This window comes from Rhizobium sp. CF122, from assembly GCF_000282035.1.
In the GTDB taxonomy this organism is placed as follows: Bacteria; Pseudomonadota; Alphaproteobacteria; order Rhizobiales; family Rhizobiaceae; genus Rhizobium.
The window spans coordinates 1-19917 of the sequence record NZ_AKKA01000031.1 but is presented as its reverse complement, the minus strand read 5'-3'; the positions used below and the strand labels follow the sequence as shown (position 1 = coordinate 19917).

18 protein-coding genes are annotated in these 19917 nt (G+C 60.1%); 11 read left to right on the top strand and 7 right to left on the bottom strand.

What is annotated here, in order from left to right; all coding sequences use genetic code 11:
• Nucleotides 1-43 precede the first annotated feature (43 nt).
• The 6 genes from PMI09_RS08160 to PMI09_RS08135 form a co-directional block, all read right to left on the bottom strand.
• Nucleotides 44-820, bottom strand: a complete 777-nt coding sequence (locus PMI09_RS08160) for a crotonase/enoyl-CoA hydratase family protein (RefSeq protein WP_007790971.1) — start codon at nucleotides 818-820, stop codon at nucleotides 44-46.
• Nucleotides 820-1707 carry a hydroxymethylglutaryl-CoA lyase gene (locus tag PMI09_RS08155; protein ID WP_052026518.1) on the bottom strand — a complete coding sequence of 296 codons (888 nt, stop codon included), beginning with the start codon at nucleotides 1705-1707 and terminating at the stop codon, nucleotides 820-822. The genes PMI09_RS08160 and PMI09_RS08155 overlap by 1 nt, the downstream gene beginning before the upstream one ends.
• The gene (locus PMI09_RS08150; RefSeq protein ID WP_007790965.1) at nucleotides 1704-3689 is read right to left on the bottom strand and encodes an acetyl/propionyl/methylcrotonyl-CoA carboxylase subunit alpha; all 1986 of its coding nucleotides are present in this window, start codon (nucleotides 3687-3689) and stop codon (nucleotides 1704-1706) included. The genes PMI09_RS08155 and PMI09_RS08150 overlap by 4 nt, the downstream gene beginning before the upstream one ends.
• Nucleotides 3690-3696: 7 nt before the next feature.
• Nucleotides 3697-5304 (bottom strand): carboxyl transferase domain-containing protein, encoded by a 1608-nt coding sequence (locus tag PMI09_RS08145; RefSeq protein ID WP_007790962.1) that lies wholly within the window; start codon nucleotides 5302-5304, stop codon nucleotides 3697-3699.
• A 36-nt stretch (nucleotides 5305-5340) separates the two neighbouring features.
• A complete protein-coding gene (locus PMI09_RS08140) occupies nucleotides 5341-6504 on the bottom strand; it encodes an isovaleryl-CoA dehydrogenase (RefSeq protein ID WP_007790960.1) in 1164 nt (387 codons plus the stop codon).
• A gap of 455 nt (nucleotides 6505-6959) precedes the next feature.
• Entirely contained in the window at nucleotides 6960-7274 is a 315-nt protein-coding gene (locus tag PMI09_RS08135; RefSeq protein ID WP_007790957.1) for a DUF6074 family protein, read from the bottom strand.
• Between the two features lie 225 nt (nucleotides 7275-7499).
• Here PMI09_RS08135 and PMI09_RS08130 point away from each other — a divergent pair, with 225 nt between their 5' ends.
• From PMI09_RS08130 to PMI09_RS08085, 11 genes are all read left to right on the top strand, one after another.
• Complete coding sequence (locus tag PMI09_RS08130) at nucleotides 7500-8144, top strand: lysophospholipid acyltransferase family protein (RefSeq protein WP_007790952.1); 645 nt, start codon at nucleotides 7500-7502, stop codon at nucleotides 8142-8144.
• Complete coding sequence (locus PMI09_RS08125) at nucleotides 8141-9091, top strand: phosphatidate cytidylyltransferase (RefSeq protein WP_007790949.1); 951 nt, start codon at nucleotides 8141-8143, stop codon at nucleotides 9089-9091. Before PMI09_RS08130 ends, PMI09_RS08125 begins: the two co-directional genes overlap by 4 nt.
• On the top strand, nucleotides 9088-9480 hold the full coding sequence (locus PMI09_RS08120) for a hypothetical protein (protein ID WP_007790945.1): 393 nt from the start codon (nucleotides 9088-9090) through the stop codon (nucleotides 9478-9480). The genes PMI09_RS08125 and PMI09_RS08120 overlap by 4 nt, the downstream gene beginning before the upstream one ends.
• Nucleotides 9477-10130 carry a CDP-alcohol phosphatidyltransferase family protein gene (locus PMI09_RS08115; RefSeq protein WP_007790939.1) on the top strand — a complete coding sequence of 218 codons (654 nt, stop codon included), beginning with the start codon at nucleotides 9477-9479 and terminating at the stop codon, nucleotides 10128-10130. Before PMI09_RS08120 ends, PMI09_RS08115 begins: the two co-directional genes overlap by 4 nt.
• A 436-nt stretch (nucleotides 10131-10566) precedes the next feature.
• Nucleotides 10567-10656, top strand: a complete 90-nt coding sequence (gene kdpF / locus PMI09_RS08110) for a K(+)-transporting ATPase subunit F (RefSeq protein WP_007790938.1) — start codon at nucleotides 10567-10569, stop codon at nucleotides 10654-10656.
• A 65-nt stretch (nucleotides 10657-10721) separates the two neighbouring features.
• A complete protein-coding gene (gene kdpA / locus PMI09_RS08105; RefSeq protein WP_007790933.1) occupies nucleotides 10722-12425 on the top strand; it encodes a potassium-transporting ATPase subunit KdpA in 1704 nt (567 codons plus the stop codon).
• A gap of 8 nt (nucleotides 12426-12433) precedes the next feature.
• Nucleotides 12434-12589, top strand: coding sequence for a hypothetical protein (locus PMI09_RS31675; protein ID WP_007790930.1), 156 nt, complete (start codon nucleotides 12434-12436; stop codon nucleotides 12587-12589).
• 41 nt (nucleotides 12590-12630) lie between these two features.
• Nucleotides 12631-14718: a potassium-transporting ATPase subunit KdpB gene (kdpB, locus tag PMI09_RS08100; RefSeq protein ID WP_007790927.1), complete on the top strand. Its 2088-nt coding sequence runs from the start codon at nucleotides 12631-12633 to the stop codon at nucleotides 14716-14718.
• 12 nt (nucleotides 14719-14730) lie between these two features.
• On the top strand, nucleotides 14731-15300 hold the full coding sequence (kdpC, locus tag PMI09_RS08095; protein WP_007790924.1) for a potassium-transporting ATPase subunit KdpC: 570 nt from the start codon (nucleotides 14731-14733) through the stop codon (nucleotides 15298-15300).
• Nucleotides 15301-15362: 62 nt separating this feature from the next.
• On the top strand, nucleotides 15363-18071 hold the full coding sequence (locus PMI09_RS08090) for a sensor histidine kinase (RefSeq protein ID WP_037082289.1): 2709 nt from the start codon (nucleotides 15363-15365) through the stop codon (nucleotides 18069-18071).
• Nucleotides 18068-18772: a response regulator transcription factor gene (locus tag PMI09_RS08085; RefSeq protein WP_007790918.1), complete on the top strand. Its 705-nt coding sequence runs from the start codon at nucleotides 18068-18070 to the stop codon at nucleotides 18770-18772. Before PMI09_RS08090 ends, PMI09_RS08085 begins: the two co-directional genes overlap by 4 nt.
• Nucleotides 18773-18778: 6 nt before the next feature.
• Here PMI09_RS08085 and PMI09_RS08080 read toward each other — a convergent pair whose 3' ends face one another.
• Nucleotides 18779-19561, bottom strand: a complete 783-nt coding sequence (locus PMI09_RS08080; protein ID WP_007790915.1) for a class I SAM-dependent methyltransferase — start codon at nucleotides 19559-19561, stop codon at nucleotides 18779-18781.
• Nucleotides 19562-19917 lie beyond the last annotated feature (356 nt).

Sequence of the window (19917 nt, the reverse complement as noted above, 5' to 3'; positions counted from 1 at the left end):
TCAATTTGACGCCAAGTTGTTCCGCTGCAGTCGAAGCTGCCCGCTATGAATTCGGCCGGCGCTTTTCGAAGAAAGCGGCAATACCGGCCTGTGCCTCGTCCGTCTCCCAGCTGTCTGCGAGTTGAGAAATCACGCTGTCGATGATCTCGTCCGTGATGGGCGCGGCGAGAGAACGTGCGAGAGCCTTGGCGCGCGCTGCAGCCTGCGGCGAGGCCGCGATGAATTCGTCCGTCTCCTTGTCGACGGCGCGATCGAGATAGGCGGGCGCGACAACGGAAGCGACAAGACCGATCGACTTGGCATAGGCAGCATCAAACGTTCGGCCGGAGACGAAAAGAGAACGCGCAGCAGAGGCGCCGATCCGCGCTACGACATAAGGGCTGATCGTTGCCGGTATCAGGCCGAGCCGGACTTCCGTCAGGCCGAAACGCGCGGCCTCCGAGGCAATTACGGTGTCACAGACGCTAATCAACCCGATACCGCCGCCGAAGGCGCTTCCGTGGACGCAACCGATGAGCGGCTTCGGCATTTCGTTCAACGCCTTGAACATCATCGCCAGTCGTCGCGCCTCGGCGATTCTCTTCGCCCGGCTCGCCTTGAACTGGGCTCTCATCCACTCCAGGTCGCCGCCGGCACAGAAGCTCTTCCCTGCGCCGGCAAGCACGATGGCGCGTACCCTCTTATCCGACCCAAGCATGCTTGCGGCTTCGGTCAACTCGTCGATCATCTCCGCCGACATGGCATTGTGCTTGTCGTCACGGGCAAGCGTAAGCCGCGCAACACCGCGCTCGTCGATCGAGATCATCAGCGTTTCCGGCATTATCCTGCGCTCCTCAGGCTCTGTGCAAAATGGGCAGCCTGTTCCAGCTTCTCTGCCGAGAGTCCGGTCCGGTAGCCCTTGCGGGCAAGGAACTGCGCGACAGCCAAGGTATCAACGTTCCCCTTCGCGCCGGGGGCATAGGGACAGCCGCCCAATCCGCCCACCGACGCATCGAAAACCCGCAGCCCGTGCTTCAACGAAACCTCGATATTATCGAGAGCCCAGCCGTCGGTGTCATGGAAATGACCGGCAAGCATCGTCGCCGGTGCATAGGAAAGGACCGTCACCAGCATCTGATCGACCTCCTCCGGACGTCCTCGGCCGATCGTATCGCCGAGGCTGATCTCGTAGCAGCCCAATGCATGCAGGCTCTCGACGACCCGCGCCGCCGCATCCGGCGAGACGGCCCCCTCATACGGGCATTCGACCACGCAGCTGACATAGCCGCGCATAGGGACACCGCGCGCATGGCTTGCGTCTGCAACCGGCTTGAAACGTTCGATGCTCTCGGCGATGGAGCAGTTGATATTCTGCTGCGAGAAGCTCTCCGAGGCGGAAGCGAAGATCGCGACTTCGTCCGCGCCCGCCGCCATCGCGGCCTCGAAGCCTTTCATATTCGGTGTCAGAACGGCATAGCGGACCCCCGGCCTTCGCTTGATACCTGCCATCACCTCGGCGGCGTCGGCAAGCTGCGGCACCCACTTCGGGCTGACAAAGCTTGTCGCCTCGATCCGCTCGAAACCACATTCGGAGATCATGTCGATCAGAGCGATCTTCGTCGCCGTCGGGATCAGATCCTTCTCGTTCTGAAGGCCATCACGCGGAGCCATCTCAACGATCGAGACATCCCGCGGCAGCAGTGACGATTCTCCGGGCTGCACAATCACGTCTCCTCTACCCGGAGCGTCAGAAGCACCGCGCCTTCATCAACCTGCTGTCCTTCACTCACCTCAACGGCTTCCACCGTCCCATCGCGGGCCGCAACGAGCGTCAGTTCCATCTTCATCGCTTCCATGACGACAAGCGCATCGCCCTTGGAGACTTCCGCCCCCGAACTCGTGCGCACGATCTTCACAAAGCCCGGCATCGGCGCGATCAACCTGTTGCCGTCAGCCACATCAGCCGCACTGAAATCGAGCGGGTTGCCAAGGTGGAACACATGCGTTCTGTGGTCCACGCTGACAACCATGTGATGCGCCGCCACGCTCGCCTTGACCTGCACCTGTCGGCCATCGACCTCCGCCCTGCAGCCATCATCCTGCCGGCTGACGATCTTCACTGGAATGACTCGTCGGCCATCATGCACGGCAAAGAAATCGAAGCCCTTGGCGGCAACTCGCAGCGTTGAATGCCCACCTTCGTAGGTTAGCACGACGATACGCTGCATTTCGCTCCAGAGCTGCCAGTGCCCCAGCGTCAGCCATGGATCGCCATCCGACGATTGCGTAAGCGCGCCCAGCGACAGGACGGCGGCAAGCGCAACGACGGTGTCGACTGGCGGCTCGATGGCGGTCAGCGATTGCAGATTGCGATCGATCAGCCCGGTATCCGGGTGGCCAGCGGAAAATTCTTCCTGTGCGCTCAGCCTGGCGAGAAAATCGAGATTGGTGGTGACGCCGATGACATGCGAGCTCTGCAAGGCCCTGGTCAGTCGCAACAGCGCGACACTCCGACTGGGCCCGTGCACGACCATCTTCGCGATCAGAGGATCGTAGTGGGCGGAGACCGTGTCGCCGGGACGGATCCCGGCATCGATCCGCGCCGTAACGTCAGGAAAGTCTAGATGCCTGATCGTACCCGTCGCGGGCAGGAAACCTTTGGCCGCATCCTCGGCATAAATTCGCGCCTCGAAGGCCCAGCCGTAGATTTCGAGCTCCGACTGCTTCTTCGGCAGGGGCTCGCCGGCGGCTACGCGCAATTGCCACTCGACCAGATCAACCCCAGTGATTGCCTCAGTGACGGCATGCTCGACCTGAAGGCGGGTATTCATCTCCATGAAATAGAAGCGATCCGGCCAGAGGCCGTTTGACACATCCGCAATGAACTCCACGGTGCCGGCACCGCGATAGGAGATGGCACGCGCCGCGCGCACGGCCGCCTCGCCCATCGCACGGCGCATTTCCGGCGTCATGCCCGGAGCCGGCGCCTCCTCGATCACCTTCTGATGGCGGCGCTGGAGCGAGCAATCGCGCTCGAAAAGATGAACAACGTTGCCATGCCGATCCCCGAAGATCTGAACTTCGATGTGGCGTGGCCGAACGAGATACCGCTCGATCAACACGGCGTCGTCGCCAAAGGCAGCCTTCGCCTCACGCCGCGCGGCGGCGAGCGCCTCGGGAAATTCCTCTTCGCTGTCGACACGGCGCATGCCCTTGCCGCCGCCGCCAGCGCGGGCCTTGATCAGGACGGGGTAGCCGATCAAGGTCGCCTGATCGGCCAGAAACCCGTCATTCTGTTCCTCGCCGTGATAACCCGGGACAACGGGCACTCCCGACTGGTCCATCAACGCCTTTGCCGCATCCTTTAATCCCATGGCGCGAATGGAAGATGCCTGCGGCCCAATAAAGACGATGCCTGCCGCCTCGACGGCTGCTGCAAAATCGGCATTCTCGGATAGAAACCCATAACCGGGATGAATGGCTTCGGCGCCAGTCCTTTCCGCCGCGGCCAGAATCCGCTCGATAGAGAGATAGCTTTCCTGCGCGCTGGCAGGCCCCAGACGGACAGCCTCATCAGCCATTTCTGCATGTAGCGCGCCGACATCGGCATCCGAATAGACTGCCACAGTGGCAATCCCCATGCGCCTGGCAGTTCGGATCACCCGGCAAGCAATCTCGCCACGGTTTGCGATGAGAATTTTCTGGAACATCGCTACCTCACATCCGGAACAGGCCGAAGCGCGTGTCTTCAATCGGTGCATTCAGCGCCGCAGACAGCGAGAGACCGAGCACATCTCGGCTCTTGGCCGGATCGATCACCCCGTCATCCCAAAGGCGCGCCGACGCATAGAGCGGATGGCTCTGTCGTTCGAAGAGATCGAGCACCGGCTGCTTGAAACTAGCCTCCTCCTCCGGCGTCCAAGGGGTGCCGCCACGGGAAAGCGCCTCTCCCCGGACGGTCGCAAGGACACCGGCCGCCTGCTCTCCGCCCATGACCGAGATGCGGCTGTTCGGCCATGTCCAGAGAAAGCGCGGCGAGAAGGCGCGACCCGCCATGCCGTAGTTACCGGCACCGAAGGAACCTCCAACCAGCATCGTCACTTTCGGCACAGCAGTCGTTGCGACCGCGGTCACTAGCTTGGCACCATTCTTGGCGATGCCTTCTGTCTCGTATTTGCGGCCGACCATGAAGCCTGTGATGTTCTGGAGGAAGACGAGCGGTATCCGGCGTTGCGAGCAAAGCTCGACGAAATGAGCACCCTTCAGCGCCGACTCGGAAAACAGCACGCCGTTGTTCGCAACCACACCCACGGGGATGCCATGGATGTGAGAAAAGCCGCAAATCAACGTCGTTCCATAGCGTGCTTTGAACTCGTCAAAACGGGAACCATCGACGAGACGCGCAATCACCTCGCGCACATCGTAAGGGACGCGCAGGTCGGCAGGGACAATACCGGCGATTTCCGCCGGATCGAAGAGCGGCGCTTCGACCGGCTGACGCTCGACGCCACCCGAGTTGGACCGATTGAGGTTGGCGACAGCGCGTCGAGCCAATGCCAGCGCTTGTGCATCGTCACGAGCGAGATGGTCTGCAACGCCGGAGAGCCTTGTGTGCACGTCGCCGCCGCCGAGGTCCTCTGCCGAGACGACTTCGCCGGTCGCAGCCTTCACCAGCGGAGGGCCGGCAAGGAAGATGGTGCCTTGCCCCTCAACGATGATCGCCTCATCGGACATGGCCGGCACATAGGCACCGCCCGCCGTGCACGAGCCCATGACCACCGCAATCTGCGGAATGCCCGCCGCAGACATGTTCGCCTGATTGTAGAAAATCCGACCGAAATGATCTCGATCCGGAAACACCTCGTCCTGGTTCGGCAGATTCGCACCGCCCGAATCCACGAGGTAGATGCAGGGCAGATTGTTCTGTACGGCGATCTCCTGCGCGCGCAGATGCTTCTTCACCGTCATCGGATAGTAAGTGCCGCCTTTCACCGTCGCATCGTTGCAGACAATCATGCAATCGCGGCCCGAAACGCGACCGATGCCGGTTATCAGGCCAGCGCCGGGCGCCTCGTTGCCATACATGCCGTGAGCCGCGGTCAATCCAATCTCGAGAAACGGTGTCGCCGGATCGAGCAGTCCGGCGATCCGATCCCGCGGCAGCATCTTGCCGCGAGCGACGTGACGCTCACGGGCTGCAGCTCCGCCGCCGTTTGCGGCACTCAAAGCCGCTTCTTCGATGACACGGATCGCTTCGGTCATCGCCGCGCGATTCGTCCTGAAGCTCTCCGAATTCGGCGAAATCTGCGACTTCAAAATCGTCATTCGTCACCAGGATAGGTTATCGGATAAATTCTCTTGTCAAGTCGTCTCCGCGAAAAGCTCGCGGCCGATCAACATGCGCCTGATTTCGGAAGTGCCGGCACCGATCTCGTAGAGCTTTGCGTCGCGCAGCAGCCGGGCCGCAGGATAATCGTTCGTGTAGCCATTGCCCCCGAGCGCCTGGATTGTCTCGAGGGCCATAAGCGTCGCTTTTTCGGCAGCATAAAGAATACAGCCGGCGGCATCCTTGCGTGTCGTCTCGCCGCGATCGCAGGCGGCCGCCACCGCATAAACATAGGCGCGCGCCGTGTTCATGGTCACATACATGTCGGCGAGCTTGCCCTGCATCAGCTGGAATTCGCCAATCGCCTGACCAAACTGCCTTCTCTCGTGAAGATAGGGCACGACGACATCCATGCAGGCCGCCATGATGCCGATCGGCCCAGCGGAAAGGACGACGCGCTCATAGTCCAGTCCCGACATCAGAACGCGCGCGCCACCACCGACGGTGCCGAGCACATTTGCCTCCGGAACCCCACAATTCTCAAAGATCAGTTCGCAGGTATTGGAACCACGCATGCCAAGCTTGTCGAGCTTGGGCCCGGTTGAGAAGCCCTTGAAGGCCTTCTCGACGAGGAAGGCCGTGATGCCGCGCGGTCCCGCTTCCGGGTCGGTCTTTGCGTAGACCACCAGCACATCGGCGTCCGGACCGTTGGTGATCCACATCTTGTTGCCGTTGAGAACGTAACTGTTACCCTGCTTCTCCGCCCGAAGCTTCATCGAAACGACGTCGGATCCGGCGCCCGGCTCGGACATGGCAAGCGCGCCGACATGTTCACCGGAAATCAGGTTGGGCAGGTACCGCGACTTCTGATCAGCGGTTCCATTCCGGCTGATCTGATTGACGCACAAATTGGAATGAGCGCCGTAGCTGAGTCCAACGGAGGCCGAAGCGCGGCTGATCTCTTCCATCGCGATGCAATGGGCCAGATAACCTAATCCGGCGCCGCCGTAGGCCTCTTCAGCTGTGATCCCGAGCAGCCCCATGTCACCCATCTCGCGCCACAACGGCGTTGGGAAACTGTTGCTGCTGTCGGTCTCGGCAGCGAGCGGTGCGATGCGCTCCGTCGCGAAACGTCGAACGCTGTCGCGGAGCGCCTCGATCTCGTCCGCCAGACCAAATCTCAAACCACCGGAATACATGCCTTCCCTCCCAAGTCCGGCGCGCGCTTACCGCAGCGTCCGGTATGCGTGTGTCGTTATTCTCCCGTCATTGTTTTCACGCGCGTATCTTGTCGGCAGCTCCTCCACTGCCGGTCGGCTCGATAAATTTCGTTGAAGAATGTGAAAATGGCAAGCATTTCCGGTCGGCCGGTTTCTGACCGCCCAGTTTGCTCCGGCGAGTATTCGATAGATCTTCCGCCCGCATCTGCCCTTCCTCCCGAAATAGGCAACGACCTGAATACGCACGGGATCTTTGGAGATCCACGTGAGAACAAAAGGATGCTAGCATTGGGCGCGCGGAATTTCTGAACCAAGACGGTTCGTCTTGCGCAAAATATGGAAAGAATTCGTCGCCGGGACGACGCGTTCAACCGCTCAGGGCCATCCGACAAGATCGGCAGCCTAACTGGCGGCAAGCACCGATTGCTATGAGATTAACGCTTGATGGCGCGACCGCTGCGGCTTTCGGCGATTGCCCGCACTTGATGGCGGCGAACCAGCTCGGCCTGTACCTCGGCTTGAAATGTCATGACCTGGGCGCGCACCTCGTCTTCGGAGCAGCCAAGCGACGCCAACTCGTCTGCCAACCGGCGGCACTCTGTCTTCCAGAAGCGCACCGCGTCCTCACCGTGGCGGCGGTCCAGTTCGGCCGCGCACCGATCAATGTCACCGGCGCGCGAGGCGACCGGGAAAAGCACGATCTCGCTTGTCGTCATTGCTTGCAGAGTTTTGTTTGACTGTACTGGCATCGACTCATTCCGTTGCGTTCGACTCATTCCTAGCTGACCATGGTTAACGCTTTCCTCTCCCCATCAGGCAAACGTGCCAGCTCGATCTACCGCGACTCTCACCGGCGGGTTCGGAGCGGGTATTTTGAGCGCTGCCTTCCGCCACAAGCAGGACTTCCGAAACGGCAAAAATGCCGCTAGGCTTCTGCAAGCTGCTTTGTCGGTGCAGCGAGGGGGCTGAAATCGGTGAGAAGTGTGATCGCGAAGCCTGTCGCGGCGGCCATCGTGGTGTTTGCGCGTGCAATTACTGCCGTGCGCGCCATCTGGCCAAATGACGGCATTCCCGAGGGGCAGTGTGTCTATTTCGCCAATCATTCCAGCCACGGCGATTTCATTCTGGTCTGGGCCGTCCTGCCGCCCCGTCTGAGGCGCCGGACGCGCCCCGTTGCCGGCGCGGAATATTGGCTGAAATCATCGATCAACCGTTTCATCGGCCGCTATGTCTTCGACGCAGTGCTTATCGAGCGGGATCGCGAGAAGCGGGCCCGCGACCCGATTGAAGTCATGGCCGAGGTGGTCGATTCCGGATCGTCGCTTATTCTCTTCCCCGAAGGCACTCGCAACCAGACCGATGCTCAGTTGCTGCCATTCAAGAGCGGGCTTTTCCATCTTGCTTCGAGTCGGCCGGACCTTCAGCTCGTGCCGGTCTGGATCAACAATCTCAATCGGGTCATGCCAAAGGGCGAGATTGTTCCGATCCCCCTTATCTGCACCGTGACCTTCGGCAACGCTATGCGAATCGAAGCCGGTGAGAGCAAGGAAAACTTCCTCGACAGGGCGCGCACCGCGCTACTTGATCTTTCACCAAAGCACCCGGGCGGTAACGAATGAATGCAGCAAACTCCGACCTGTGGACGCTTGTTCTTGGTATCTTCACGCTCCTCGTCGTTTCCTCGGCCATTGGCTACCTGCTGCAGCAACGCCTGCCCACCGGTAAGTCGAATGCCGCAATCGAGAACCTGAACGCGCGGATCAAGGCATGGTGGATCATGGTGATCCTGATCGGCCTCGCCTTTCTCGCCGGACGGATCGGCGTGCTCCTCCTTTTTGGTTTCTGCTCTTTCGCGGCATTGCGTGAATTCATTACCCTGACCGACACCAAACGCGCTGATCACTGGGCACTCGCGGCTGCCTTCTTCGTCGTGCTCCCGCTCCAGTATTGGCTGCTGTGGGAGAGGCAATACGGCATCTTCTCGATCTTCATCCCGGTCTACGCGTTCCTCCTAATGCCGATCATCTCCGTATTGCGCGGCGACACCGAGCGTTTCCTGATACGCATCGCCGAGGTGCAATGGGCGCTGATGATCTGTGTATTCTGTGCCTCACACGTTCCGGCATTGTTGACGTTGACGATTCCAGGCTACGAGGGCCGCAACGTTCTCCTGATCGCCTTCCTGGTGATCATCGTGCAGCTTAGCGATGTCCTGCAATATGTCTGGGGCAAGCTGTTCGGTCGCACCAAGATCGCGCCAAGCCTGTCTCCATCGAAGACGGTGGAAGGATTTGTCGGGGGCGTGGCCAGTGCGACACTGATCGGCGCCGCCCTGTGGTGGATCACGCCCTTCACACCGTTTCAGGCCGGGGTCATGGCCTTCGTCATCACGATGATGGGCTTCTTGGGCGGTCTCGTCATGTCGGCGATCAAACGCGACCGCGGCGTCAAGGACTGGGGCCACCTTATCGAAGGCCATGGCGGACTAATCGACCGGCTCGATTCCGTCATCTTTTCCGCACCGATCTTCTTCCACATTGTCCGCTATTGGTGGTCAGCCACATGATGGCGCCGCTACGCCGGCTCGCCCAGAGCAGTGTGATGCACGTGCTTATCGCGTTTGTCGCCATGGGCGGCTGGGCGGTCCTCGCCAACAGCAATCACCCGCTGCAGCGAGCCCTGCTGGCCGGCGTTGTGCAAGGCGGACTCTCGGCCTGCCTCACCTTCTTTCTCAAGACGGTGATCGAACGACTCTCGAAGCAGTTCGAAGGCCGCGCCGGTCTATGGGCGCCACCGTTGATCGCCAGCCTTGGCTCTACTACCGTGCTGATCTCGATCCACGCATTAAGCGGTACGCCGGAAATCCTGAAGACCATAGCAGTGCCACTGGCCGTCTCGACGAGCTACGCGGCGGTCTACAATTACTTTCTCTATCAAAAGAGGATCGAGGCATGACGGAAACGGGCGATCGCCGGCCGTTGGCAAGCAGGGACACGCAATGGGCAAGGCGCATTGCGCAATGGCTGGCGGCGAGATCGATTACGCCGAACCAGATCTCCCAGGTAAGCATGGTCGCCGCGGCGCTGGCGGGCGGCTCCTTTTGCTTTGCCGGTTCTGAGATCGGATGGGGCCGGGCTCTTCTGCTCGTCCTCGCGGCCGCCCTCTGCCAATTACGACTGCTGTGCAATCTCTTCGATGGCATGGTTGCCGTCGAAGGCGGCAAGGGCGCAGCCGACGGACCGTTCTGGAACGAGTTCCCCGACCGCGTCGCCGACATCCTCATCCTGGCCGGTGTGGGGTTTGGCATCGGATCGCCTGGGCTCGGTTGGGCAGCGGCATCCTTTGCCGTGTTGACAGCCTACGTTCGCGAGCTCGGACGAGCAACGGGAACGCCGAGCGACTTCTCAGGCCCGATGGCAAAGCAACACCGCATGGCGACGATCACCGCCGCAGCCGTTCTCTCAATCCTCGAGCCGCTCTGGAACGGGCACAACCAGGTCCTGCTCGTGGCTCTCTGGCTGATCGCCATCGGTGCCGCATTCACGGCACTGCGACGTGGCAGAAATGTCGTTCGAAACCTGAAGGCTGGCCACGCCGACAATTGACGCGCTTCGCTCAATCCTTGCCAGGCGTACCAAAATGCCCGAAAGTGCGCTTTGCAGCCGAACAGAGCAGCAATAGAACGATCGCGCCGCTTCTTCTTTTCCCCGAAGCGGCCTTGGACTAGCCTCGCTTCGGCGAGGCATTTTTCTTTTCTCCGCATTTATAAGATTTTTATATCCGCGGCCTGCCGCCAATCTCGAACGCTTATGCGCTTCGGTCGCATATTAACGTCCGAGAGATCCAAGGATCATCTCCACGCCAGAAAGCATGAAAGGTGCCATCCGGTGGATGGCGCCCTTTGTCTTGTCTGACTCCAGAAGAACAACAGGAGTCAAGATCGATGATGGACATAGTTCTACTCGCCACAGCAATCGTATTTTTCGCCCTATGCTTTGCTTACACCAAAGCCTGCGACCGGCTTTGACCGGAGGAAGCGCCATGACCCTCGACTATATTCTGAGCGGTGGCGTCACCGTGTTCCTCACGGTCTACCTCACCTACGCTCTCATTCGCCCCGAGCGTTTTTGACCGTCGCATCCCTTGCGGGAACTACGCGCCAGGCAGAACCAATCGGGTATTGAAAGTTACCTCCCATGACCCTCAACGGATGGCTTCAGATCCTGCTTTACTGCGGGATCATCATCGTGCTCGTCAAACCGCTCGGCGGCTACATGACACGCGTCTTCAGTGGCGAGCGCACGCTTCTCTCACCAGTCCTCGTTCCGATCGAACGAGGGCTCTACGCGCTTGCCGGCACCAGCGAACGCGAAGACCAACACTGGACTTCGTATGCATTTGCGATGCTGATGTTCAACCTCCTCGGCGTCATCGTTCTCTATGCTCTGATGCGCCTGCAGGCCGTCCTGCCCTATAACCCGGCAGGCATGGCTGCCGTCGGGCCCGAGCTTTCCTTCAACACTGCTACGAGTTTCGTCAGCAATACCAACTGGCAGAACTACGGCGGCGAAAGCACGATGTCCTATCTTACGCAGATGGCCGGGCTGACTGTGCAGAACTTTGTTTCTGCCGCAACCGGCATGGCGATTGCTATCGGGCTCATACGCGCGTTCTCGCGTGCGTCGGGTAAGGCGATCGGCAACTTCTGGGTCGATATGGTGCGTAGCACGCTCTACATCCTCCTGCCGATCTGCATCGTGTTGACGCTGGTCTATGTCTATCTTGGCGTTCCACAGACCTTGGGCCCCTATGTCGACGCAACGACCCTCGAGGGCGCCAAGCAGACGATCGCCCTCGGCCCTGTCGCCTCGCAACTTGCCGTCAAGATGCTCGGCACCAACGGCGGCGGCTTCTTTAACGTCAACTCGGCGCATCCGTTCGAGAACCCCGACAACATCTCGAACATGATCCAGATGGTCTCGATCTTCGCAATCGGCGCCGCCTTCACCAACGTCTTCGGCCGCATGGTCGGCAACCAGCGGCAGGGTTGGGCAATCCTCGCCACCATGGGAATCCTGTTCATCGCCGGTGTGACAGTCACTTACTGGGCTGAATCCGCGGGCAACCCTCTGATGCATGCCTTTGGTCTGCAGGGCGGCAACATGGAAGGCAAGGAAGTCCGCTTCGGCGTCGCCATGTCATCGCTCTTTGCGGTCATAACAACCGCTGCGTCCTGCGGCGCGGTCAACGCGATGCACGGCAGCTTCACGGCGCTCGGCGGCCTGATCCCGCTCATCAACATGCAGCTTGGCGAAGTCATCGTCGGCGGCGTGGGCGCGGGCTTCTATGGCATCCTGCTCTTCGTCATCATCGCGATCTTCGTCGCTGGGCTGATGGTCGGACGCACGCCGGAATATCTTGGTAAGAAGATCGAAGCCAAGGAGATGAAGATGGCAGTGCTTGCCATTCTTTGCTTGCCGCTTGCGATGCTCGTTTTCACGGCGATCGCCAGCGTCCTGCCGTCCGCCGTTGCCTCGATCGGCACTGGCGGCCCACATGGCTTCTCCGAGATCCTGTATGCTTACACCTCGGCTGCCGCGAACAACGGCTCCGCCTTCGGCGGCCTGACCGGCAACACGCCCTGGTACAACATCACGCTCGGTATCGGCATGCTGATGGGCCGCTTCCTGGTCATCGTTCCGGCACTCGCGATCGCGGGATCGCTCGTTGCCAAGAAGACCGTTCCGGCCTCCGCCGGCACCTTCCCGACGGATGGCCTCCTCTTCGTGGGCCTGCTCACCGGCACGATCCTGATCGTCGGCGGCCTGACTTTCTTCCCGGCGCTGGCGCTTGGCCCGGTCATCGAGCACCTGGTCATGATCGCCGGCCAGACCTTCTGAGGTGAAGCATGATCCTTCGTCACAGGCTTCGCAAATCCTTCAACGCACGTCCCGGTTCGCCGGGACGTGACAGCCAGCGGATGACCCGCGCCTCCGACATCATCCTCGTGATGCTCGCCGGTCTCCTCGTCATCGTCGCGGTCCTTCGGATTCTGCACGGCTGATCGCACAACGGTCGCCTTACTCTTTCAAGCTGGAGTCTCTTATGAGCCAGGCAAAATCAGCGAGCATCATGGATTCTCGCATTCTCATTCCGGCCGTGGGCGCCGCTTTTAGAAAGCTCAACCCTCGGGCACTTGCAAGAAACCCGGTCATGTTTGTTGTGGCCACGGTCTCGACGCTGACCACCCTCCTTTTCATCCGCGATCTCGTCACCGGCGGCGAAAGTCTCGGCTTCTCCTTCCAGATCAACCTCTGGCTCTGGTTCACCGTGCTCTTCGCCAACTTCGCCGAAGCAGTCGCCGAAGGGCGAGGCAAGGCACAGGCGGACTCGCTGCGCAAGGCCCGCACCGAGACTCAGGCAAAACTGCTGACGGCCAATAACGGCACCGGCTACCGTCTCGTTCCGGGCACGAGCCTGAAGGTCGGCGATCTCGTCCTCGTCGAGGCTGGCGACATCATTCCCTCCGACGGCGAGGTGGTTGAGGGCGTAGCCTCGGTCAACGAAGCCGCGATCACCGGCGAATCCGCTCCGGTTATCCGCGAGTCCGGCGGCGACCGTTCAGCCGTTACCGGTGGCACGCAGGTCCTGTCCGATTGGATACGCGTCCGCATCAGCGCTGCCGCGGGACACACCTTCCTCGACCGCATGATTTCGCTCGTCGAAGGCGCGGAGCGCCAGAAGACTCCTAACGAAATCGCGCTCAACATCCTGCTCGCAGGCATGACGCTGATTTTCGTTCTGGCAACCGCCACGATCCCGAGCTTTGCAAGCTATGCCGGCGGCTCTATTCCAATTATCATCCTTGTCGCTCTTTTCGTGACACTGATCCCGACCACCATCGGAGCGCTTCTCTCGGCGATCGGCATTGCGGGCATGGACCGTCTCGTGCGCTTCAACGTACTTGCCATGTCTGGCCGCGCAGTTGAAGCAGCTGGTGACGTCGATACGTTGCTCCTTGACAAGACGGGAACGATCACCCTCGGCAACCGTCAGGCGACGACGTTCCGCCCGGTCCGCGGCGTCACCGAACAGGACCTCGCAGACGCGGCACAGCTTGCTTCGCTGGCCGACGAAACGCCGGAAGGCCGCTCGATCGTCGTGCTCGCCAAGGAAAAGTATGGCATCCGCGGCCGCGATATGGCGAGCCTGAAGGCCACGTTCGTGCCATTTACCGCTCAGACCCGTATGAGCGGTGTGGATGTTGAAGGCTCGTCGATCCGCAAGGGCGCTGTCGATGCCGTGCTTGCCTACGTCGGCGCCGCACCGGCACAGGTTTCAGGCAATGCGGTCGTTGCCATTCGCAGCATCACCGAGGTCGTGCGGGAACTGCAGGCGATCGCCGATGAGATCGCCAAGGCAGGCGGTACACCGCTGGCCGTTGCCCGCGATGGACGCCTTCTCGGCATCGTCCAGCTGAAGGACATCGTCAAAGGCGGCATTCGCGAGCGTTTCGCTGAACTGCGCCGGATGGGCATCCGCACGGTGATGATTACAGGCGATAACCCGATGACCGCCGCAGCCATCGCCGCTGAGGCCGGCGTCGATGACTTTCTCGCGCAGGCAACGCCGGAGAACAAGCTGTCCCTCATTCGTGAGGAGCAGGCCAAGGGCAAGCTGGTTGCGATGTGCGGCGATGGCACGAACGACGCCCCCGCCCTCGCCCAGGCTGATGTCGGCGTCGCCATGAACACCGGCACGGTTGCCGCCCGCGAGGCCGGCAACATGGTCGACCTTGACAGCGACCCGACGAAGCTCATCGAAATCGTCGAGATCGGCAAGCAGTTGCTGATGACCCGCGGCGCGCTGACAACCTTCTCGATCGCCAATGACATTGCCAAGTACTTTGCCATTATCCCGGCAATGTTCCTGGCCTTCTATCCGCAGCTCGGTGTGCTGAACATCATGGGCCTGGCGACCCCGCAGAGCGCCATCCTGTCCGCCATCATCTTCAACGCGCTGATCATCGTCGCGCTGATCCCGTTGTCGCTCAAGGGTGTGAAATACCGCGCGATCGGCGCCGGCGCGCTGCTCTCCCGCAACCTACTCATTTACGGCGTCGGCGGCATCATCGTCCCGTTCATCGGCATCAAGGCAATCGACATGGTCATTACGGCCATCGGTCTCGCCTAAGGAGTTGACATCATGTTGAAAGAACTTCGTCCCGCAATCGTCATGATCGTTGCCACCACCGCGATCACCGGTCTGCTCTACCCGCTCGCCATGACAGGCGCCGCGCAAGCGCTTTTTCCGACCCAAGCAAATGGCAGCTTGATCGAGAAGGACGGCACGGTAATCGGCTCGACACTCATCGGCCAAGCGTTCACGAGTGACAAATACTTCCACGGTCGTCCTTCGGCAGCGGGCGATGGATACAACGCCGCCGCGTCGTCCGGCTCGAACCTTGGCCCGACGAGCCAGAAGCTGCTTGATCGCGTGAAGACTGACTATGAAGCAGCAAAGGCCACCAATCCAAATGCTGAGGTCCCGATCGATCTTGTAACGGCCTCCGGCAGCGGCCTCGATCCGCACATCTCGCCTGAGGCCGCTTACTTCCAGATACCGCGGGTCGCAAAGGCGCGTGGGGTCGACGAAGCCAAACTGAAGGCGATTGTCGATGCCGCTGTCAATAGCCCAGAGCTCGGCATTCTCGGCGAACCCACCGTCAATGTTCTGGCATTGAACCAGTCCCTTGATGCTTCTATGTCTGAGTAAGGTTGGAAGCCCCGGGTGCCTGCGTGCGACCGGGGCTTGCTCGTCAGGGAAAGATGACCCGCATGCCGGAAGACAACCGCGACAAGGTTGGCAGGCCCTCGCCCGATGCGCTGCTTGAGAAGGCGCGTCAGGAGACCCGCGGCCGTCTGAAAATCTTCCTCGGTGCCGCGCCAGGAGTAGGCAAGACCTACGAGATGCTGGAGTCGGGCCGTGCCAAGATGTCCGATGGCGTCGATGTGGTGATCGGCATCGTCGAGACCCATGGACGCAAGGAAACACAGGCTCTGGTCGACGGCTTCGAAGTCATCCCCCGCGTCAAGATCGATTACAAGGGCCGCCCCCTCGAGGAAATGGATATCGACGCTATCCTCGCACGCCAACCAAGCCTCGTTCTCGTTGACGAACTTGCTCATACGAACGCCGAGGGTAGCCGCCATCCGAAACGCTACCTCGATGTAAAGGAACTGCTCGAGCGCGGCATCGACGTCTACTCTACGCTGAACATTCAACATGTAGAAAGCCTGAACGACGTTGTCTCGCAGATCACCCGCATCCGCGTGCGAGAGACGGTCCCGGATTCGATCATCGACATGGCCGATGACGTCGAGATTATCGATCTAACGCCAGATGATCTGATCAAGCGGTTGCACGACGGAAAAGTCTATGTTCCAAAGACTGCCGAACGGGCTCTGACCAACTATTTCACCCCCGGCAATCTGACGGCGCTGCGCGAACTCGCATTACGCAAAACCGCGCAGCGCGTTGACGACCAGCTTTTGACTCACATGCAAGCGCATGCCATCGCTGGTCCCTGGGCCGCCGGTGAAAGGGTTCTTGTATCTGTCGATCAGCACCCGCGCTCAGCCTCGCTGGTACGCTATGCGTCACGAATGGCCGCTCGACTACGCGCGCCATGGGCGGCGGTGTATGTAGAGACCAACCGATCCATCAGCCTGACGGAAGCTGACCGCGACACAATTGCGGCCACACTCCGCCTCGCTGAACAGCTCGGTGGTGAAGCAATCACCATTCCCGGCCGGGAAGTCTCGGAGGAGCTTGTCCGTCACGCCGCGGCCAACAATGTCACGCACATCGTCATCGGCGCCCCCAGCAAGCCGACATGGCGGGACTGGCTTCACCGTTCCATAGCCGACGATCTAATCAGAACATCGGGCAATATCAGCGTCCACGTGATTTCCGGTAGTGAGAAGGAAGGAGCATCCACGCGCGGCGTCAAAGTCGCCCCCTCCTCGCCCGTCTTTAACATCCAGGCGTATCTCTCCGCCACAGCCTATGTGGCAATCGCGCTCATCGCTGGTGTGGTACTTGATCAGGTTCTTGATGTCCGCAACCTCGCCCTCGTATTCCTGATGGCAGTGCTGACTTCAGCGGTGATTCACGGGCTTCGTCCAGCGCTCTACACCTGCATCATCAGCGCACTGTCCTTCAATTTCTTCTTCCTGCCACCACGCTATACGCTGACGATCAGCGATCCGGAGAGCGTGCTTGCACTCTTCTTCTTCCTGGGCGTCGCCGTCATCGCGAGCAACCTGACCGCAACGGTCCAACGCCAGGCAGCGGCGGCCCGCCAGCGCGCCAGGACGACGGAAGACCTCTACCTCTTCTCCAAGAAACTCGCCGGCACCGGCACGCTCGATGACGTTCTCTGGGCCACCGCATTCCAACTGGCGTCGATGCTTAAAGTGCGCGTCGTTCTCCTGCTGCCCGAAGAAGGCAGCATCGCCGTCAAAGCCGGCTATCCGCCGGATGATACGCTCGACGAGGCCGATATTGCTGCTGCGCGCTGGGCGTGGGAGCACAATCACGCAGCCGGCCGCGGCGCCGATACATTGCCGGGCGCTAAGCGCCTCTATGTGCCGCTGCGAACCGGACGCGCCGCCGTTGGCGTGATCGGCCTCGACAATGACCGGCGCGACGGCCCTCTCCTGACACCGGAACAGCAACGTCTTCTCGACGCATTGGCGGACCAGGCGGCCCTTGCGATCGAGCGCATTCAACTCGTGGCGGATGTTGATCGCGCAAGACTTGCTGCTGAGGCGGACCGTTTGCGCTCTGCCTTGCTGACCTCGATCTCGCACGACCTGAAAACGCCGCTCGCGGCTATCCTTGGCGCTGCAGGTACGCTGCGTGACTACCTCGATTCCATGCCGCAGGAAGATCGTGTGGATCTTCTATCGACCGTTGTCGACGAGTCCGAACGGCTCAACCGCTTTATTGCCAACCTGCTGGACATGACGAAAATCGAGTCCGGGGCGATGGAGCCGAACTATGCGTTGCACTATGCCGGCGACATTGCGGGAAGCGCGCTGCGCCGTGCCGAGAAAATTCTCACGCACCACAAGACCGTCATGACGATTCCGACGGACCTGCCGATGGTCCGTGTCGATCCTGTGTTGTTCGAACAGGTGGTTTTCAATCTGCTCGATAATGCTGCCAAATATGCGCCGCAAGGGTCATCGATCCTTATCGATGGGTGGACGGACGAATATAATGTCATGATTCAGGTTTCGGACGAGGGACCGGGCATTCCGCCAGCTGACGTGGATCGCGTCTTCGATACATTCTATCGCGTGCGCAAAGGCGACCAGGTTCGCGCGGGGACGGGCCTCGGCCTCTCCATCTGTCGCGGTTTTGTCGAGGCGATGGGTGGAACGATCACTGCCGGAAATCGCTCCGATCGTTCCGGTGCCGTCTTCACCATCCGTCTTCCACGACCAAATGAAATTCCGAAATTGGATGAGCTCAAATGACCGGTTCAGCCGTTAGAATTCTCGTCGTCGACGACGAGCCTCCGATACGCAAGCTGCTTCGCGTCGGTCTCACCGCGCAAGGCTATGAAGTGCACGAGGCGCCGAACGGCGCTGCGGCCCTACAATCGGCGAAGGACGAACCACCTGATCTGATCGTGCTCGACCTCGGCCTGCCGGACAAATCAGGTCACGAACTGTTGAGGGAGTGGAGAGACGCCGGCCTCACCTTGCCGATCGTGATCCTCTCCAGCCGCACAGACGAAACGGGTATCGTCAACGCTCTCGAGGCTGGGGCCGATGACTACCTGACAAAGCCGTTTGGCATGAACGAACTCGGCGCCCGGCTGCGTGTCGCCCTGCGCCATCGATTGCAACAACAGGGCGAGCGGGCGATCTTTCAGGCCGGAGGCCTGTCCATCGACCTCGTCAAGCGCATCGTCAAGATCGATGGCAGGGAGATCAAGCTCTCTCCCAAGGAATACGATATTCTGCGGGTCCTTGCTCAGCACGCCGGGAAGGTCCTGACCCACCAGTTCCTGCTGAAGCAGATCTGGGGACCGGCTGCCGACGTGCAATATTTGCGCGTCTACGTTCGCCAGCTGCGCCAGAAGATCGAACAGAGCCCGGACCAGCCGCAATACATCACGACGGAAACCGGTGTCGGATACAGACTGAAAGAAGCGGATCCACCGCAGGTCTAACCTAGTTCATCGATAGGCACGCTCAGACAACGCACGCATGCCGAGCCCAACCATCACTTCGTAAGCGATGCGACGCCGCATCGGATTGTGTAGCCGGATTGCCGTCGAGCCGAGGAACTGGGTCTCAAGGTGATCGAATGCCTTGAGCTCGGGTGAAGTCTTGACCGTGTGCGAATAAAATTCGTGGAATGTCTGGCGGCACACATAGGTCTTGTATTTCGTCAGGCAGAAAACGGAAAAGCGACCGGCCTCGGCGCGCAGGAAGTCAGTGACGCCGGCAGTGACCTCCGGCCAGGCCGGATTGAAGGTGTCGTCGAAAACGATGATCCCGTGCTCGGCAAGCGACGCGGCGGCAAGATGACTATCGGCCTCGACGTGATGCAGCATGTGGCCACCGTCGATGCTGAAGAAGCGGACCATGCCAGCCCTCTCGATAATGTCCCCGGGCCTGATCAGCGTGCTGTCGCTCTTGATGACGCATTCTGCATCCACGGAAAGGCCAAGTTGACGGCCGCCAGCCAGGAAACGTTCATACTGCGTCGCGCCATGATCGGGGTTCACGATATCGAAGGGATCGACAGCCACGATCTTCTCCGTCTCTCCGCAGATTTTCCGCAGCAAGAAATAGGATCGGCCGTAGTAGACACCAATCTCGGCTAAGCCACCTTGCAAGGATGCCGATTGCTGGGACCGCAAAACCGCAAGAAAGACCAGCGCATCAGGCGGATCAATATATCCTTCGATCGCCTGAAGATCATGGAATATAAACTTTCTGATCGATGAATTCATTGAATTGCGCTTTCAGATTCATCAACAGATATGCCAACGCAAACAATTCTTCGCAGAAACTGCGAACAGAAGTCAATTCTATTTAAAATGACACATAAACTTTATCCATTATTACGCTAAGTTGCATGCGTGATTGAAAACTAATGCCGATATTATAGTCAAATATGCTTCTTGACGAGCATTATTGAACAGTCACTCCGACCGAAAAGCTTCGCACGATCAATTTGCTAAGCCGTCGTCGATAAAAAGAGGGCGACGTCCGTTGCACCATCGTTTCGTTCTTTTTCTCGCCATCGACCTGCTCTAAGTCTTCTCCATCCGAAACGAGAATTGAAGGTGGTGCATGGCAGGTGAAA

What these genes read in the sequence shown, in the direction of transcription:
- PMI09_RS08160 (WP_007790971.1), bottom strand. Translation starts at nt 820, where the DNA reads ATGCCGGAAACGCTGATGATCTCGATCGACGAGCGCGGTGTTGCGCGG.
- PMI09_RS08150 (WP_007790965.1), bottom strand. Translation starts at nt 3,689, where the DNA reads ATGTTCCAGAAAATTCTCATCGCAAACCGTGGCGAGATTGCTTGCCGG.
- PMI09_RS08145 (WP_007790962.1), bottom strand. Translation starts at nt 5,304, where the DNA reads ATGACGATTTTGAAGTCGCAGATTTCGCCGAATTCGGAGAGCTTCAGG.
- PMI09_RS08140 (WP_007790960.1), bottom strand. Translation starts at nt 6,504, where the DNA reads ATGTATTCCGGTGGTTTGAGATTTGGTCTGGCGGACGAGATCGAGGCG.
- PMI09_RS08135 (WP_007790957.1), bottom strand. Translation starts at nt 7,274, where the DNA reads ATGCCAGTACAGTCAAACAAAACTCTGCAAGCAATGACGACAAGCGAG.
- PMI09_RS08125 (WP_007790949.1), top strand. Translation starts at nt 8,141, where the DNA reads ATGAATGCAGCAAACTCCGACCTGTGGACGCTTGTTCTTGGTATCTTC.
- PMI09_RS08120 (WP_007790945.1), top strand. Translation starts at nt 9,088, where the DNA reads ATGATGGCGCCGCTACGCCGGCTCGCCCAGAGCAGTGTGATGCACGTG.
- PMI09_RS08115 (WP_007790939.1), top strand. Translation starts at nt 9,477, where the DNA reads ATGACGGAAACGGGCGATCGCCGGCCGTTGGCAAGCAGGGACACGCAA.
- kdpF (WP_007790938.1), top strand. Translation starts at nt 10,567, where the DNA reads ATGACCCTCGACTATATTCTGAGCGGTGGCGTCACCGTGTTCCTCACG.
- kdpA (WP_007790933.1), top strand. Translation starts at nt 10,722, where the DNA reads ATGACCCTCAACGGATGGCTTCAGATCCTGCTTTACTGCGGGATCATC.
- PMI09_RS31675 (WP_007790930.1), top strand. Translation starts at nt 12,434, where the DNA reads ATGATCCTTCGTCACAGGCTTCGCAAATCCTTCAACGCACGTCCCGGT.
- kdpB (WP_007790927.1), top strand. Translation starts at nt 12,631, where the DNA reads ATGAGCCAGGCAAAATCAGCGAGCATCATGGATTCTCGCATTCTCATT.
- kdpC (WP_007790924.1), top strand. Translation starts at nt 14,731, where the DNA reads ATGTTGAAAGAACTTCGTCCCGCAATCGTCATGATCGTTGCCACCACC.
- PMI09_RS08090 (WP_037082289.1), top strand. Translation starts at nt 15,363, where the DNA reads ATGCCGGAAGACAACCGCGACAAGGTTGGCAGGCCCTCGCCCGATGCG.
- PMI09_RS08085 (WP_007790918.1), top strand. Translation starts at nt 18,068, where the DNA reads ATGACCGGTTCAGCCGTTAGAATTCTCGTCGTCGACGACGAGCCTCCG.
- PMI09_RS08080 (WP_007790915.1), bottom strand. Translation starts at nt 19,561, where the DNA reads ATGAATTCATCGATCAGAAAGTTTATATTCCATGATCTTCAGGCGATC.